The following is a 15,506-nucleotide window of genomic DNA, read 5'->3' as shown; positions in this document are numbered from 1 at the left end:
ACAGATGATGCTTGCTGTGTTTACCTCATTGATGAGATAGATGCAGCAAGCTGACGTCGCTGTATCTGATGCAGCCTCAGCGCAAACAGCACGGCAGCACTGGTTAATCCAGCAATTAACCCTATCCAGAAGCCATGAGCCCCCATGGGGGCTACGATAAGGTTGGTGCTAGATAAGGTGTAACCCAGCACCATGCCGATCGCCCAGTAGGAAAAAAGCGTAATGTAAAACGCGCTGCGAGTATCTTTATAGCCACGCAGCGCGCCTGCTGCTACTACTTGAACCGAATCTGACAGCTGATAAAGTGCCGCTAAAAACATCAAACTGCCGGCGAGGGCGATAACCTCAGGATTCTGGTTATAGAGCAGGGCGATTTGAGTTCGAAAAAGCACAGTGATAATGGCGGTAAACAGCGCCAGGCCAAAGGCGATACCCAATCCGACTTTAGTGACCAGTTTGGCCACCTCAGCATTTTGCTGCCCCAGATAGTAGCCAACACGGATAGATACGGCGATACCTATGGAGAGGGGGAGCATAAAGACGATGGAGGAGAAGTTCAGCGCGATTTGATGGCCCGCGACAACGGTTGCTCCTAACGGTGCTAATAGCAGCGCGATAATGGCAAACAGGCTGACTTCAAAAAACAGCGCCAGCGCGATCGGCATACCGTGTTTTGTCATGCGCCACATAGTCGGCCAGTGCGGCAGATGAAAAGCACTGAAAGGAGCCATGGCAGCAAAGCGTTTGTGATACTGCATATAGAGGGTCATGGCAATGAACATGGCCCAGAACACCAGCGCCGTTGCAATGCCGCAACCTGCGCCGCCCATTGCCGGCATACCAAAATGACCATAGATGAAGATATAGTTTGCCGGGATGTTGACGGCTAAACCGACAAAGCCAATGATCATGGTCGGCAACGTGTAGGAGATCCCCTCACTGCAACCTCTTTGCACCTGATAGAGTACGAAAGCGGGGACTCCCCAGGCGAAACCATGAAGATACTGCACGCTTAATTTGGCGAGCTCGGCTTCGATAGCCATGGTTTTGAAAATTAAGGGAGCAAAATAGAGAAAGGCGATCACTAAAATGCTGCCGATTATGGCAATATAGGCGGCTTGAAATGCCATAGGCTGAATCGCCTTGGCTTCATCGGCGCCGTGGTGATGAGCAAAAACAGGGGTAAAGGCCATTAATAGCCCTTGCACAAACAGCAGCGCAGGTAACCATAAGCTGCTGCCTATGGCAACGGCCGCCATGTCCATGGCACTGACGCGACCCGCCATTGCGGTATCGATAAAGCCCATCATGGTCTGGGTCACTTGAGCGATGAGGACGGGCAGCGCTAATTGGATGAGTTTTTTGGCCTGAAAGCTCAATTGATTCATGAAAAAAAGCCTTAATACAGCGAGTTAATTATGTTTACAGGTATCGTACAGGCCACATGTGATGTGGTGGCAATCACTAAAAAAACGGGACTTAATACAATTGAGGTGGCTTTACCCTCACTCCTTGTCGATAAGTTAGCCACAGGGGCGAGTGTCGCCAATAATGGCGTCTGCTTGACTGTTACTAAGATTGCAGATGATAGGGTGTTTTTTGATGTAATGGAAGAGACGCTGAAGGTTACAAACTTAGGCGAACTGCAAGTGGGTTCTCAGGTGAATGTTGAGCGTTCTTTGACCTTTGGCAGCGAGATAGGTGGCCACATTCTCTCGGGGCATGTGCATACTCAGGCAAAGATCTTAGTGGTGAGCGATACAGACAAGCACTTCGATTTGACCCTGGAGGTCGAGCCTAAGTGGATGAATTATATTTTCTATAAGGGATTTGTCGGTGTTAACGGCTGCAGTTTAACCGTCGGTGCCGTTGAAGATAATCGCTTTAAACTGCATTTAATCCCAGAAACCTTATCACTCACCAATCTGAGTGAATGCCGGGTGGGGGATTGGTTAAACATTGAGATCGACAGCCAAACCCAGGCGATTGTCGATACAGTCGAGCGGGTGTTAGCGCAGCGCTTAAATCAAACGACAAGTTGAGCAGCGAGTTAGGGCAAACTCAGTAGATCTGCTCATCGTCGGCATCGATATAAAGCTCGACTTTATGGTGCTGCTCATCAATATGGGCGCGAATGTGGATAGGGTTACAGCAGGCACTGCAATCATCGTAATACTCTTGGTCGCCATTGGAGAGATCGATATTGATGTGCTGATCATGCCCACAGTGGGGGCAACTTAATATCTTATCAATAATATTCATAGCTAACTCCTTAGTCAGCCGTATGTTAACTTGTCCTTCTTTGATTATAGTTCAGCATTTCTCTGTTCAGCCTGCCATAGAAATCCATTCTCAGAGCGCGCCTAGATGAGTGGGTTTCAACCTAAGTTCACTGTTGTACCCACAAACTCGCGCCATTGATATCATCGTCTAACCCTTGCTGTAATTGCCTGAGTTCCTGATTGAGCGCCTGCTGTATCTCTTGCTCCAAGGCCTGCTTGTCTATCAAGAGCGGGTCGCTGTGGTTTATAGCAATCTTGTTGATATAAAGCGCAAGAGTATCCTGCTCAGTGGTCTGTATCTCTTGCGGCAGGGTCAATGCTGCAGTTAATAAGATTAGGTTTAACATGTTTTAACCTCCTTAATTAAATTGCCATTAGTTTAGGAGGCCTTCATGAATGCAAGGTGACAGCAAGATGGATTATTGATGACATCCTTAATCATATTTTCCATGCCACATTTTTCGTCTAAAACCTATGCTTAGGCCGCATTTGCCTTGCGATTTAATGACGTGAGACCTAGAATGTCCCACTTGCCTGTAAGGAATGCTAAAACTCCGGTAATGTTTTGCTCTTTATTGGCTATTTTCTTTTTATTTATGACCAAGTGGCCCTACGTAGGGGTCACCACTGGATAAGGATTTTACATGCCTGTAATTACACTTCCCGATGGCAGCAAGCGCGAGTTTGCCCATGCCGTTTCTACTCTCGATGTCGCCGCCGATATTGGTCCTGGTTTAGCTAAAGCTTGTATCGCTGGTCGCGTGAATGGCGAGCTGAAAGATGCCTGCGATCTGATTGAATCCGATGCTGAGCTATCGATTATCACAGCGAAAGATGATGAAGGCGTTGAGATCCTGCGTCACTCTTGTGCCCACCTTTTAGGACATGCCATCAAGCAAATGTGGCCTGAAACCAAGATGGCCATCGGCCCGGTTATCGATAATGGTTTCTACTATGATGTCGACCTTGATCATAAGCTGACCGACGATGATATCGCCGAGCTTGAGAAGCGCATGCTAGCCTTGGCCAAGACAGATTACGCCGTGGTGAAGAAAGTCGTTAGCTGGCAAGAAGCCCGCGATACCTTCGAGTCTCGCGGTGAAGTGTATAAGATGGCGATTTTAGATGAGAACATCAGCAAAGATGATTCTCCCGCCCTGTATCATCACGAAGAATACACAGACATGTGCCGTGGTCCTCACGTGCCGAATATGAAATTCTGTCATCATTTCAAATTGATGAGCGTTGCCGGTGCCTACTGGCGTGGTAACTCAGACAACAAGATGCTGCAGCGCATCTATGGCACAGCCTGGGCCGACAAGAAAGCATTAAAGAGCCACCTGACTCGTCTAGAGGAAGCGGCCAAGCGTGACCATCGTAAGATTGGTAAGCAGCTGGATCTGTATCACATGCAAGAGGAAGCACCGGGTATGGTGTTCTGGCACAACGATGGTTGGAGCCTGTTCCTTGAGCTTGAAAAGTTCATCCGTCAAAAGCTGGGGCAATACACTTATCAAGAGGTGAAAGGTCCCTTGATGATGGACAGAGTGTTGTGGGAACGCAGTGGTCACTGGGATAAATATTCAGAAGCCATGTTCACCACTCAGTCTGAGAATCGTGAGTATGCGGTTAAGCCGATGAACTGTCCGGGCCATGTGCAGATCTTCAACCAAGGCTTGAAGTCTTATCGCGATCTGCCACTGCGTATGGCGGAGTTTGGTTGTTGTCACCGCAATGAACCATCGGGTTCGCTTCATGGCCTGATGCGCGTCCGCGGCTTTACTCAGGATGATGCCCATATTTTCTGTACCGAAGATCAAGTACAGCAGGAAGTAAGCGGTTGTATCAAGATGGTTTACGATACTTACGCCACCTTCGGCTTTACCGATATTGTGGTTAAGCTTTCTACCCGTCCTGAAAAACGCATCGGTGACGATGCCATGTGGGACAGGGCAGAGCAGGCCTTGATGGATGCCTTAAAAGCCAATGAGATCGAATATGAGATCCTGCCGGGCGAAGGTGCATTCTATGGGCCAAAGATTGAATTTACCCTACATGACTGTCTCGACCGTGCTTGGCAGTGCGGTACAGTTCAGCTCGATTACGCCTTACCTGGCCGCCTTGGTGCAACCTATGTTGCCGAAGACAACAGCCGTCAGACGCCTGTGATGATCCACCGTGCCATCTTAGGTTCGCTGGAGCGCTTCCTCGGTATCCTTATCGAAGAATATGCCGGTAAATTCCCAACCTGGTTGGCACCAGCTCAAGCGGTTGTGATGAATATCACAGACAAACAGTCAGACTATGTTGACGAAGTGGTCAAATTATTTAAAGATCAGGGAATTCGTGCCTCGAAAGACTTGAGGAATGAAAAGATAGGCTTTAAAATACGCGAACACACACTAAGGCGTGTCCCTTATCTATTGGTCGTAGGTGATCAAGAGATGGAGAATAGGGAAGTTGCGGTGCGAACCAGAGATGGTGTTGACCTTGGCAAGATGAAAATCGACGATTTTGCAGCCAGTGTCAAACAACAGATTTCGCTCCGTAGTCTAAATTTGTTGGAGGAATAGGTCATAAAGATCAAGAAAACAGACGTGCGTAAAGCAGCGGCGAATAGAATTAACGAACTCATTGTTGGCGTATCGGAAGTACGTTTAAATGGGTTAGACGGTGAAACTATCGGTATTGTAAGTTTGCGTGAAGCACAAGAGCTTGCAGATGAAGCGGGTGTCGATCTAGTAGAGATTAGCCCAAATGCCGAGCCGCCTGTATGTCGCATTATGGACTACGGAAAGTATCTTTTTGATAAAGCTAAGGCTCAAAAAGAACAAAAGAAGAAGCAGAAACAGATACAGGTGAAGGAAATTAAATTCCGTCCCGGTACTGACGAGAACGACTATCAGGTAAAACTACGCAACCTGAAGCGTTTTCTAGAAGACGGCGACAAAGCGAAAGTAACGCTGCGTTTCCGTGGTCGTGAGATGGCTCACCAAAATCTTGGTATGAATCTTTTGAATCGTATTAAAGATGACTTGGCTGAGTTAGCAGTGGTAGAGGCATTCCCGAAAATGGAAGGCCGTCAAGCTATCATGGTGCTCGCGCCGAAAAAGAAATAGTAAGGCAAATTTAAAAGTAGCGGAGCCTTTTTATTAAGGTCTTCGCTCGCCTTGCGTTTTATTAATGTCCCAATGCGGAGTTTTAGCAATGCCTAAAATGAAAACAGACAAGGGTGTACAAAAGCGTTTTAAGAAAACCGCTAATGGTTTCAAGCGCAAGCAAGCCCATTTACGTCATATTTTGACCAAGAAGAGCACTAAGCGTAAACGTCACTTACGTGCTAAATGTTTAGTAGCTAAGTCTGATGTGCCAGCAATTGCACGTCAACTACCATACGCTTAATTAGAGGAGTAGAGAACAATGCCTAGAGTTAAGCGTGGTGTAACCGCTCGTGCTAGTCACAAGAAAGTTTTAAAACTTGCCAAAGGTTATTATGGTGCTCGCTCACGTACTTTCCGTGTAGCTAAGCAAGCAGTAATCAAAGCTGGTCAATATGCTTACCGTGACCGTCGCCAGAAGAAACGTCAATTCCGTCAACTGTGGATTGCACGTATCAATGCGGCTTCTCGTCAAAATGGTCTGTCTTACAGCCGTTTCATCAACGGTCTGAAGAAAGCGTCTATCGAAATCGATCGTAAGATTTTGGCTGACATCGCTGTATTCGACAAAGTTGTATTCTCAACTTTAGTTGAAAAAGCAAAAGAAGCATTAGCTAAGTAATTAGATTTATTGCTTAAAAGGGGACCTTAGGTCCCCTTTTTTTATGCAGATTTTAGCTACAGAGCATAAAAAAGCAGACACAAGGTCTGCTTTTTCATTGAGCGGAATAAGCCTATTTTTGCGCGTCTAGGTAACGCTCCGCATCCAGCGCGGCCATACAGCCAGTACCTGCAGAGGTAATTGCTTGACGGTAGTGTTGATCCATCACATCACCGGCAGCATAAACACCTTCGATGCTGGTTTGAGTCGCATTGCCTGCTAGGCCGCTTTGGACCTTAATATAGCCGTTGTTCATCTCAAGCTGGCCTTCGAAGATCTGGGTATTGGGTTTGTGACCAATAGCGACAAACACACCCATCACATCGATCTCTTTGATTGAGCCATCTTTGGTGCTCTTCATCTTAAGACCCGTAACACCCATCTGATCGCCGACTACTTCATCTAAGGTATTATCTAGGTGCAGTATGATGTTGCCGTTCTCAACCTTGTCCATTAGACGTTTGGTGAGAATTTTCTCTGAGCGGAAGCTGTCTCTACGGTGGATAAGATGCACTTCAGAGGCGATATTGCTCAAGTAAAGGGCTTCTTCAACAGCAGTATTTCCGCCACCGATCACGGCCACTTTTTGATTACGATAGAAGAAACCATCACAGGTCGCACAGGCAGAAACCCCTTTACCTTTAAAGGCTTCTTCTGATTCAAGACCCAGATACATGGCTGATGCACCGGTAGAGATGATCAGGGCATCACAAGTGTATTCACCGCTGTCGCCTTTCAGTTGGAAAGGGCGCACCTGTAGGTTGACTTCGTTGATATGATCAAAAACAATTTCAGTCTCAAACTTTTCGGCATGTTTTTGCATTCTTTCCATCAATGCAGGGCCGGTTAAGTCATCAGCATCACCAGGCCAGTTTTCAACCTCAGTGGTAGTGGTAAGCTGACCACCTTGCTGCATGCCTGTGATCATCACAGGCTTTAAATTGGCTCTAGCTGCATAGACAGCGGCTGTGTAGCCCGCAGGGCCAGAACCCAAAATTAATAAGTTACAGTGTTTAGCTTGGCTCATTTTATTCTCCATGCCTTTAGCAAATTGCAGCGATTGTAGGTAATTTGAATGCTAGGGTAAAGCCTATCTTTTAGATTAAGCTAATCGAAAAAGGGAGCCACAAGGCTCCCTTTTATCTGTCATCACTGGTCAGATGATTAACCTAACAGGATTGCTGGATCAACGTATTCGAGGTTAAGTGCTTCTGAAACCTCTTTACAGGTGATCTTACCGTGCATCACGTTCAGACCCTTCAGCAGGTGTTTGTCTTGCAGTAAGGCCTCACGGTAACCCAGATCGGCTAGCTTGATGATATAAGGCAGAGTCGCGTTATTCAGTGCAAATGTTGAAGTACGGGCAACGGCACCCGGCATGTTAGCAACACAGTAGTGCACAACATCATCGACGATATAAGTTGGGTCTTGGTGAGTTGTTGCATGAGAGGTCTCAACACAACCACCTTGGTCGATAGCTACGTCAACAATCGCACTGCCAGGCTTCATCGCCTTGATGTGCTCTTTGGTAACCAGTTTAGGCGCGGCAGCACCAGGGACCAGTACACCACCAATCACTAAATCGGCTTCAAGCACATGCTTTTCGATAGCGGCAGCCGTTGAGTAAATAGCCTTAACTTTGTTATCGAACTGGGCATTTAGACGACGCAGTGCATCAATGCTGCGATCTAGGATAACAACATCAGCACCCAGACCAACCGCCATTTGTGCTGCGTTGGTACCTACCATGCCGCCACCTATGATAACGACCTTAGCTGGTTCCACACCGGGGACGCCGCCAAGCAACATACCACTGCCACCTTTAGATTTTTCAAGGGCCATAGCGCCGGCTTGAATTGACATGCGGCCAGCAACTTCTGACATAGGTGCAAGTAGAGGAAGTCCACCGCGTGCATCTGTTACTGTTTCATAAGCGATACAGACGGCACCACTTTTAACGAGATCTTCAGTTTGTGGCAGATCTGGCGCAAGGTGCAGATAAGTAAATAGCAGTTGATCTTCGCGAAGCATAGCGCGTTCAACGGCCTGAGGCTCTTTCACTTTAACTATCATCTCTGCTTTAGCGAAAATTTCTGCCGCCGTATTTAAGATAGACGCACCAACATCGATATAATCTTGATCGTTAAAGCCAATTCCCGCACCAGCATTGGTCTCGACGTAAACCTCGTGACCTTTGTTTGTCAACTCTAAGACACTTGACGGAACCATACCAACACGATATTCGTGGTTTTTGATCTCTTTAGGTACACCAATAATCATCTTCAAGCCTCAATACAAATAAAACCCTAATTTTGTGGGTTATGTAGTTATTTTATTTACCCTTAAACGTGATTGTTCAAGGGAAATCTAGTATAGTATCACTTCGGCAGTTGATGCTGCTGAAGTTTGGACATACGCAGTAATAAATATTGTTTTAGTGATAAAGCAAGGTTAAAAATATGGTCAATAATAAAAAGAGTCCTATAAAAGACTTAGATCGGATCGATCGCAATATACTTAACGAGTTACAAATCGATGGTCGCATTTCAAATGTTGAACTATCAAAGCGCGTCGGGCTTAGCCCAACACCTTGCTTAGAGAGAGTTAAAAGGCTTGAAAAGCATGGTTATATCAACGGATATACAGCATTAGTGAACCCGCATTATCTTGGGGCATCATTGTTAGTGTTTGTTGAAATAACGCTTAACCGCGATACCGCTGAGGTATTTGATAAATTTAATCGAGCTGTTCAGTTGTTAGATGATATTCAAGAGTGTCATCTGGTTTCTGGTGATTTCGACTATTTATTAAAAACTCGCGTTTCTGATATGTCTGCTTATCGCCGTTTGTTAGGAGAAACTTTACTGAAGTTGCCAGCAGTTTCTGATACACGTACCTACGTTGTAATGGAAGAAGTGAAGCAAACCAATAGAGTGGCTATTAACGTAAGCCTTGAGTCATAAATCGACTTTAACTGTAAAAAAAGGGGCTTTTTTAGCTCCTTTTTTTATTCGCTGTCCATAATTTCATCGTCAAATCAATATTCCTTCGCTATTAGGCTGTAATGTCAGGTAAAACACTGCATCTGACAAATTATTCTGGTATCTTATTTTTACCTGTTTTTCTTCTAAGTGGGTTCTCGATTGTCTAAAGGTAATGGTGTTAAAACATTAAGCGGACTGCAGCGTCTGCTTGAGGGTGGGCTGATCTTATGCTGTATGGCGGCCACCTATATTTTATTGGCGCTCACCAGTTTCAACTCTTCCGATCCCGGCTGGAGTCAGTCCCATTTCGAGGGGGAGATAAAAAACCTGACCGGCGCTGTGGGTGCCTGGTTGGCCGATGTGCTGTTTTATTTCTTTGGTTACACCGCCTATATCATTCCATTAGTCGTCGCCTTAACCGGCTGGTTGCTGTTTAAACGTATCCATAAACTGCTGGAGATCGACTACTTTTCCGTGGGGCTGAGGTTGATAGGTTTCTTACTTATCATACTGAGTCTTGCAGCTCTTGCGAGCATGAATGCCAATGACATCTATGAATTCTCTGCCGGCGGTGTCTCGGGCGATGTGATAGCCGCAGCCATGTTGCCCTATTTCAATCAGCTTGGAACCACCTTATTGCTGCTTTGCTTTGTTGGCGCTGGCTTTACTTTACTGACTGGGATCAGCTGGTTAACCGTTATCGAACTGGTTGGTTTAGCCACTATCTGGTGTTTTAAGCAGCTCAAAACCATACCCGAAAAATTCTCCAGCGCACCAGAAACCGATGATACCAAAGGCTTTATGTCTGTGTTCGATCGTTTCAAATCACAGCGCAGCGCCAAAGAGGATGAGTATGATGACATTTTCGAGGATGAGCCAGAATTTGATGAGATGCCAGTAGGAGAAGCACCGGATTCAGACAAGAAAAAATCCCGCTTCTCACTGCCAAAATTTGGTCGTAGTAAAGATGATGAGTCTGCTAGACCGGCAGAGAAACAGGAGCCTGTCCTCGATCTCAATCAGCATCAACAGGGTGCTGACGAGATGCCACTTGAGTCGATAAACTTCGATGAAACTCAATCAAGCGGCGCTCTAGTTCAGCCAAAGAAAATACAAGAGAAAGTGCAAGAGAAAGCACAGGAGAAAGCCAAGATTGTCGATGGCATAGTAGTGTTACCTGGTGGCGAAAAGGCGCAGCCGACTAAACCTATGGCGCCGCTGCCGGATATTTCTTTGCTAGATGTGCCAAACAGAAAAGCCAACCCCATCACCCAGGAAGAATTGGATCAGGTCGCCAGATTGGTCGAGGTGAAACTCGCCGACTTTAATATTGTGGCCAATGTGGTGGGTGTTTTCCCTGGCCCAGTCGTCACCCGTTTCGAACTCGAACTGGCACCTGGGGTCAAGGCATCGAAAATTACCAACCTGTCTAAAGATCTGGCTCGCTCACTCCTGGCTGAAAGTGTGCGCGTGGTCGAGGTGATCCCAGGTAAAGCCTATGTAGGGCTTGAGATTCCTAATAAATTCCGCGAAACCGTGTTTATGCGTGATGTGCTCGGCAGCGATGCCTTTGCTAAGAGCCAATCTCACCTGAGCATGGTGCTCGGTCAAGATATTGCCGGTGAGCCTGTTGTGGTGGACTTAGGCAAGATGCCCCATCTGCTGGTTGCTGGTACCACAGGTTCGGGTAAGTCGGTTGGGGTGAATGTGATGATCACCAGTCTGCTCTATAAGTCCGGGCCGGAAGATGTGCGCTTTATCATGATCGACCCTAAGATGCTCGAACTCTCTGTGTATGAAGGCATTCCGCACCTCTTGTGTGAAGTGGTGACGGACATGAAAGAGGCGGCCAATGCACTGCGTTGGTGTGTAGGCGAGATGGAGCGGCGTTATAAGCTGATGTCGGCGCTTGGGGTGCGTAATCTCAAAGGTTACAACGCTAAGATTAAAGAAGCCAAAGAAAGAGGCGAGGTGATAACCGATCCCCTATGGCGCTCACAAGACAGCATGGAAGAGCAGGCACCAGAACTTGATAAGTTGCCGTCAATTGTCGTGATTGTCGATGAATTTGCCGACATGATGATGATAGTGGGTAAGAAGGTCGAAGAACTGATCGCGCGTATCGCGCAGAAAGCCCGCGCCGCGGGTATTCATCTTATTCTGGCGACTCAGCGTCCCTCGGTTGATGTGATAACAGGTTTGATTAAGGCCAACATCCCGACCCGTATGGCATTCCAAGTTTCATCGCGTATCGACTCTCGCACCATTTTAGATCAGCAGGGCGCAGAGACGCTGCTCGGCATGGGGGATATGCTTTATCTGCCGCCGGGGACCAGTGTACCTAACCGGGTGCATGGCGCCTTTATTGACGATCATGAAGTACATGCCGTGGTGGCCGACTGGTGCAGCCGTGGAACACCTCAATATATCGACGAGATCCTCCAAGGTTCAACCGAAGGGGAGCAAGTGCTCTTGCCCGGTGAGGTCGGCGAAGGCGATGAAGAGATGGATGCTCTCTATGATGAGGCCGTCGCCTTTGTGACTGAAACCCGCCGCGGCTCCATCTCCAGCGTACAGCGTAAGTTTAAAATTGGTTATAACCGCGCCGCTCGGATTATTGAGCAGATGGAGGCTCAGGGCGTAGTCAGTTCTCAAGGCCATAACGGTAACCGCGAAGTGTTGGCGCCACCGCCACCTAAAGCCTATTAAGGCTCAAAGAGTTAATGAAAGGAATAAGCATGTTAAAAGGTATCGCGTTAGCGAGTCTGTCAATTCTGGTAAGTGCCAGTGTGAGTGTCTGGGCAGATGATGGCGCCTCGCTTAAGCAGAAACTTGCACAGCTGGATAATTTAAAAGCCAATTTCAGCCAGACGGTGACAGATATCAATGGCAAGACGATTCAACAGGGGGGCGGCACCTTTGCTCTGGCCGTACCCAACCAGTTTTACTGGCACTTAACTCAGCCCGATGAGTCGCTTATCGTGGCCGATGGCAGCGATGTATGGATCTATAATCCCTTTGCCGAAGAGGTGTCGGTAATGGATTTTAATCAGGCGATAGAGGCGTCACCCATCGCATTATTAGTGCACAGGGATGAACAGACCTGGGATCGCTATCAGGTGAGTGCAAAGGGCGATTGTTATCAAATTCTCCCTAAGGCAGACGATACGGGCGTGACTCAGGTTGAGGTCTGTTTTAAGGGGCAGACACTGACCAAGATGCAGCTCGATGATCAGCAGGGCAACACCAGTCAGTTTATTCTGAGTGGTCAGCAGTCCCTGACATCAAAAGATAAGCAGTTGTTTCAGTTCATCGTACCCGAAGGCGTCGATATCGATGATCAACGCTTAAATGCGCTGAATTAGAGGCTGACGTGTCGAGTCTCAGTTTCGATTTCTCACCGGATTTCAGGCCGTTGGCTGCAAGAATGCGGCCGGAAACGCTGAACCAGTATATAGGCCAGAAACACCTGCTAGGTGAAGGTAAGCCGCTGCGTAATACCTTAGAGGCTGGGCGCGCGCACTCCATGATGCTGTGGGGGCCACCTGGCACGGGTAAGACGACTCTGGCCGAACTGATAGCCAATTATACCAATGCGCATGTGGAGCGGATTTCTGCGGTCACTTCTGGGGTAAAAGAGATCCGCGCGGCCATTGAGCACGCTAAAAATGTTGCCCAGTCCCGCGGGCAACGCACCTTACTGTTTGTCGATGAGGTACACAGGTTTAATAAGAGTCAGCAAGATGCCTTTCTGCCTTTTATTGAAGATGGCACAGTAATTTTTATCGGTGCGACCACGGAAAACCCCTCATTTGAGATCAATAACGCCTTGCTTTCCAGGGCGCGTGTCTATCTGATTAAACGACTCGAAAACAGCGAAATAGTCGAGATAGTGCGGCAGGCAATAGAGGATGAGGAGCGGGGACTCGGGGCGCGTAAACTCACCATTAGCGATGAAGTCGCCGATAAACTTGCCAATATCTGTGAGGGGGATGCTCGCAAGGCGCTTAACCTGCTGGAGCTGATGAGTGACATGCTAGCCGAAGGAGAGGCATTTACTGAGGCGCAGTTAATCGAAGTCGCTGGCCAGCAACTGGCAGGTTTCGATAAGAACGGCGATCAGTATTATGATCTGATCTCGGCGGTACATAAATCAATTCGCGGCTCGGCGCCCGATGCGGCGCTCTACTGGTTTTGCCGTATGCTCGAAGGGGGTTGCGATCCCCTCTATATCGCCAGACGTTTGCTGGCAATTGCCTCGGAAGATATAGGTAATGCCGATCCTGTCGCCATGACGGTTGCCCTCAATGCCTGGGATTGTTTTCACCGAGTCGGTCCTGCCGAAGGGGAGCGTGCTATCGCTCAGGCGATTGTGTACCTTGCCAGTGCCCCTAAGAGCAATGCCGTGTACACGGCCTTTAAAGCGGCGCGCAACCTGGCCAGAGAGACTGGGCAGATCCCTGTGCCGAACCATCTGAGAAATGCCCCGACTAAGCTGATGGCTGAGATGGGAATGGGTGAAGGGTATCGTTATGCCCATGATGAGCCTCAGTCCTATGCAAGCGGCGAGTGTTATTTCCCCGAGGAGTTAGCACAGCAGCGTTTTTACTATCCAACAGAGCATGGATTTGAGAAACGAATTAAGACTAAACTCGAATTATTGGCTGAGCTGGACAGAGACAGTGAGATAAAACGTTATGAGTAATCTATTATTTGTCGCACTGGGTGGCTCGATAGGCGCAGTTTTTCGTTACCTTATCTCAATAATGATGATTCAGTTGTTTGGCTCGGCATTTCCTTTTGGTACACTTGTGGCCAATATTATCGGCTCATTTGCGATGGGGATAATTTACGCTTTAGGTCAAGTGAGTGATTTAAGCCCTGAACTAAAAGCGTTAGTGGGGGTCGGCCTCTTAGGTGCCTTGACCACCTTTTCAACCTTTTCCAATGAAACCTTGCTCTTGATGCAGCAAGGCGCATGGTTGAAAGCTGTATTGAATATTACACTGAACCTGGGGTTATGCCTGTTTATGGTATATCTGGGGCAGCAGTGGGTTTTTTCTCGCGTTTAACTAAAAAGAAACTAGAACATGTTAGATCCTAAATTTTTACGTACAGAGTTAGAAGTGACAGCCGAGCGTTTGGCGACCCGTGGTTACATTTTAGATGTGGGCCGTTTAAGTCAGCTGGAAGAGAAACGTAAATCGCTTCAGGTAGCGACCGAAGAGCTACAAGCGTCGAGAAACGCGATTTCAAAATCCATTGGTCAGGCAAAAGCCAAGGGCGAAGACGTTGCCCCTATCATGGCCCAGGTGGGGGATCTGGGCGAGCAGTTGGATGCCAAGAAAGTTGAGCTGGCAAAGCTGCTCGAAGAGCTGAATGCCATCGCTATGAGCATTCCTAACCTGCCCGATGAATCAGTCCCTGTCGGCGCCGATGAAAATGAGAACGTGGAGATCCGCCGCTGGGGCGAGCCTAGAAAGTTCGATTTTGAAGTGAAAGATCATGTGGATCTTGGCGAATTCCACGCCGGCTTAGATTTTAAGAACGCAGTAAAAATCACAGGTTCACGCTTTATCGTGATGAAAGGGCAGATCGCGCGCCTGCACCGCGCCTTAACCCAGTTTATGCTGGATCTGCACACTAACGAGCACGGTTATACCGAAGCCTATGTGCCACTCTTGGTGAATGAAGACAGCTTGTTAGGTACAGGTCAACTGCCAAAGTTTGGTGAAGATCTGTTCCACACTAAACCTGCTACCGAAGAGGGGCAAGGCCTGAGCCTGATCCCGACCGCTGAGGTGCCACTGACCAACCTGGCCCGTGACAGCATTCTCGATGAAGATGAACTGCCGGTTAAATTAACTGCCCATACCGCCTGTTTCCGTAGTGAAGCTGGCTCTTATGGCCGTGATACCCGAGGACTTATCCGTCAGCATCAGTTTGATAAAGTCGAGATGGTGCAGTTAGTGAAGCCTGAAGATTCAATGGCGGCGCTGGAAAGCCTTACCCTGAACGCCGAAGCTGTGCTACAAAAACTGGGTCTGCCTTATCGCACAGTGATCCTCTGTACCGGTGACATGGGCTTTGGCGCGGCTAAGACCTATGATATCGAAGTCTGGTTACCTGCGCAGAACACCTACCGTGAGATCTCTTCTTGCAGTAACATGCAGGATTTCCAGGCGCGTCGTATGCAAGCGCGTTATAAGGAGAAAGCGGCCAAGAAGCCAGCCTTGCTGCATACGCTAAATGGTTCAGGGCTTGCCGTGGGTCGTACCTTAGTTGCGGTACTGGAAAACTACCAGAACGCCGATGGTTCTATCACCATCCCTGAGGTGCTGCGTCCCTATATGGGCGGCCTGAGCCAGATTGGTTAATCCCAATCGCAGCAATAGATAGTAGAAATCATTAGCAGAATCGC

16 protein-coding genes are annotated in these 15,506 nt (G+C 47.9%); 11 read left to right on the top strand and 5 right to left on the bottom strand.

What is annotated here, in order from left to right:
• Nucleotides 1-20: 20 nt before the first annotated feature.
• Nucleotides 21-1,331, bottom strand: a complete 1,311-nt coding sequence (locus LZP69_RS04735) for an MATE family efflux transporter (protein WP_442800665.1) — start codon at nucleotides 1,329-1,331, stop codon at nucleotides 21-23.
• Nucleotides 1,332-1,418: 87 nt separating this feature from the next.
• On the opposite strand from LZP69_RS04735, the gene LZP69_RS04730 reads away from it, so the two are divergent.
• On the top strand, nucleotides 1,419-2,042 hold the full coding sequence (locus tag LZP69_RS04730) for a riboflavin synthase subunit alpha (RefSeq protein ID WP_234199043.1): 624 nt from the start codon (nucleotides 1,419-1,421) through the stop codon (nucleotides 2,040-2,042).
• Nucleotides 2,043-2,061: 19 nt separating this feature from the next.
• Here LZP69_RS04730 and LZP69_RS04725 read toward each other — a convergent pair whose 3' ends face one another.
• Both LZP69_RS04725 and LZP69_RS04720 read right to left on the bottom strand, forming a co-directional pair.
• Entirely contained in the window at nucleotides 2,062-2,262 is a 201-nt protein-coding gene (locus tag LZP69_RS04725; protein ID WP_234199042.1) for a CPXCG motif-containing cysteine-rich protein, read from the bottom strand.
• Nucleotides 2,263-2,389: 127 nt separating this feature from the next.
• Nucleotides 2,390-2,629 carry a hypothetical protein gene (locus LZP69_RS04720; RefSeq protein ID WP_234199041.1) on the bottom strand — a complete coding sequence of 80 codons (240 nt, stop codon included), beginning with the start codon at nucleotides 2,627-2,629 and terminating at the stop codon, nucleotides 2,390-2,392.
• Nucleotides 2,630-2,926: 297 nt separating this feature from the next.
• Here LZP69_RS04720 and thrS point away from each other — a divergent pair, with 297 nt between their 5' ends.
• From thrS to rplT, 4 genes are all read left to right on the top strand, one after another.
• Nucleotides 2,927-4,855 (top strand): threonine--tRNA ligase, encoded by a 1,929-nt coding sequence (thrS, locus tag LZP69_RS04715; protein WP_234199040.1) that lies wholly within the window; start codon nucleotides 2,927-2,929, stop codon nucleotides 4,853-4,855.
• A gap of 3 nt (nucleotides 4,856-4,858) precedes the next feature.
• Entirely contained in the window at nucleotides 4,859-5,401 is a 543-nt protein-coding gene (infC, locus tag LZP69_RS04710) for a translation initiation factor IF-3 (RefSeq protein ID WP_326490249.1), read from the top strand.
• Nucleotides 5,402-5,489: 88 nt separating this feature from the next.
• Nucleotides 5,490-5,684, top strand: coding sequence for a 50S ribosomal protein L35 (rpmI, locus tag LZP69_RS04705; RefSeq protein ID WP_011865828.1), 195 nt, complete (start codon nucleotides 5,490-5,492; stop codon nucleotides 5,682-5,684).
• Nucleotides 5,685-5,702: 18 nt separating this feature from the next.
• Nucleotides 5,703-6,062 carry a 50S ribosomal protein L20 gene (rplT, locus tag LZP69_RS04700; protein ID WP_234199038.1) on the top strand — a complete coding sequence of 120 codons (360 nt, stop codon included), beginning with the start codon at nucleotides 5,703-5,705 and terminating at the stop codon, nucleotides 6,060-6,062.
• A gap of 112 nt (nucleotides 6,063-6,174) precedes the next feature.
• Here rplT and trxB read toward each other — a convergent pair whose 3' ends face one another.
• Together trxB and ald are read right to left on the bottom strand one after the other, a co-directional pair.
• Nucleotides 6,175-7,128: a thioredoxin-disulfide reductase gene (trxB, locus tag LZP69_RS04695; RefSeq protein ID WP_234199037.1), complete on the bottom strand. Its 954-nt coding sequence runs from the start codon at nucleotides 7,126-7,128 to the stop codon at nucleotides 6,175-6,177.
• Nucleotides 7,129-7,265: 137 nt separating this feature from the next.
• Entirely contained in the window at nucleotides 7,266-8,381 is a 1,116-nt protein-coding gene (gene ald, locus LZP69_RS04690; RefSeq protein ID WP_234199036.1) for an alanine dehydrogenase, read from the bottom strand.
• Nucleotides 8,382-8,560: 179 nt separating this feature from the next.
• On the opposite strand from ald, the gene lrp reads away from it, so the two are divergent.
• From lrp to serS, 6 genes are all read left to right on the top strand, one after another.
• Complete coding sequence (gene lrp, locus LZP69_RS04685) at nucleotides 8,561-9,064, top strand: leucine-responsive transcriptional regulator Lrp (protein WP_234199035.1); 504 nt, start codon at nucleotides 8,561-8,563, stop codon at nucleotides 9,062-9,064.
• Between the two features lie 180 nt (nucleotides 9,065-9,244).
• Nucleotides 9,245-11,794 (top strand): DNA translocase FtsK, encoded by a 2,550-nt coding sequence (locus LZP69_RS04680; RefSeq protein WP_234199034.1) that lies wholly within the window; start codon nucleotides 9,245-9,247, stop codon nucleotides 11,792-11,794.
• 29 nt (nucleotides 11,795-11,823) lie between these two features.
• Entirely contained in the window at nucleotides 11,824-12,450 is a 627-nt protein-coding gene (gene lolA, locus LZP69_RS04675; protein WP_234199033.1) for an outer membrane lipoprotein chaperone LolA, read from the top strand.
• An 8-nt stretch (nucleotides 12,451-12,458) separates the two neighbouring features.
• A complete protein-coding gene (locus tag LZP69_RS04670) occupies nucleotides 12,459-13,790 on the top strand; it encodes a replication-associated recombination protein A (protein ID WP_234199032.1) in 1,332 nt (443 codons plus the stop codon).
• A complete protein-coding gene (crcB, locus tag LZP69_RS04665; RefSeq protein WP_234199031.1) occupies nucleotides 13,783-14,157 on the top strand; it encodes a fluoride efflux transporter CrcB in 375 nt (124 codons plus the stop codon). Before LZP69_RS04670 ends, crcB begins: the two co-directional genes overlap by 8 nt.
• An 18-nt stretch (nucleotides 14,158-14,175) precedes the next feature.
• A complete protein-coding gene (serS, locus tag LZP69_RS04660) occupies nucleotides 14,176-15,462 on the top strand; it encodes a serine--tRNA ligase (RefSeq protein ID WP_234199030.1) in 1,287 nt (428 codons plus the stop codon).
• Nucleotides 15,463-15,506: the final 44 nt, after the last annotated feature.

It is taken from the genome of Shewanella sp. AS1 (genome assembly GCF_021412565.1).
Lineage (GTDB): Bacteria > Pseudomonadota > Gammaproteobacteria > Enterobacterales > Shewanellaceae > Shewanella.
This window is presented reverse-complemented; position numbering and strand designations above follow the sequence as displayed.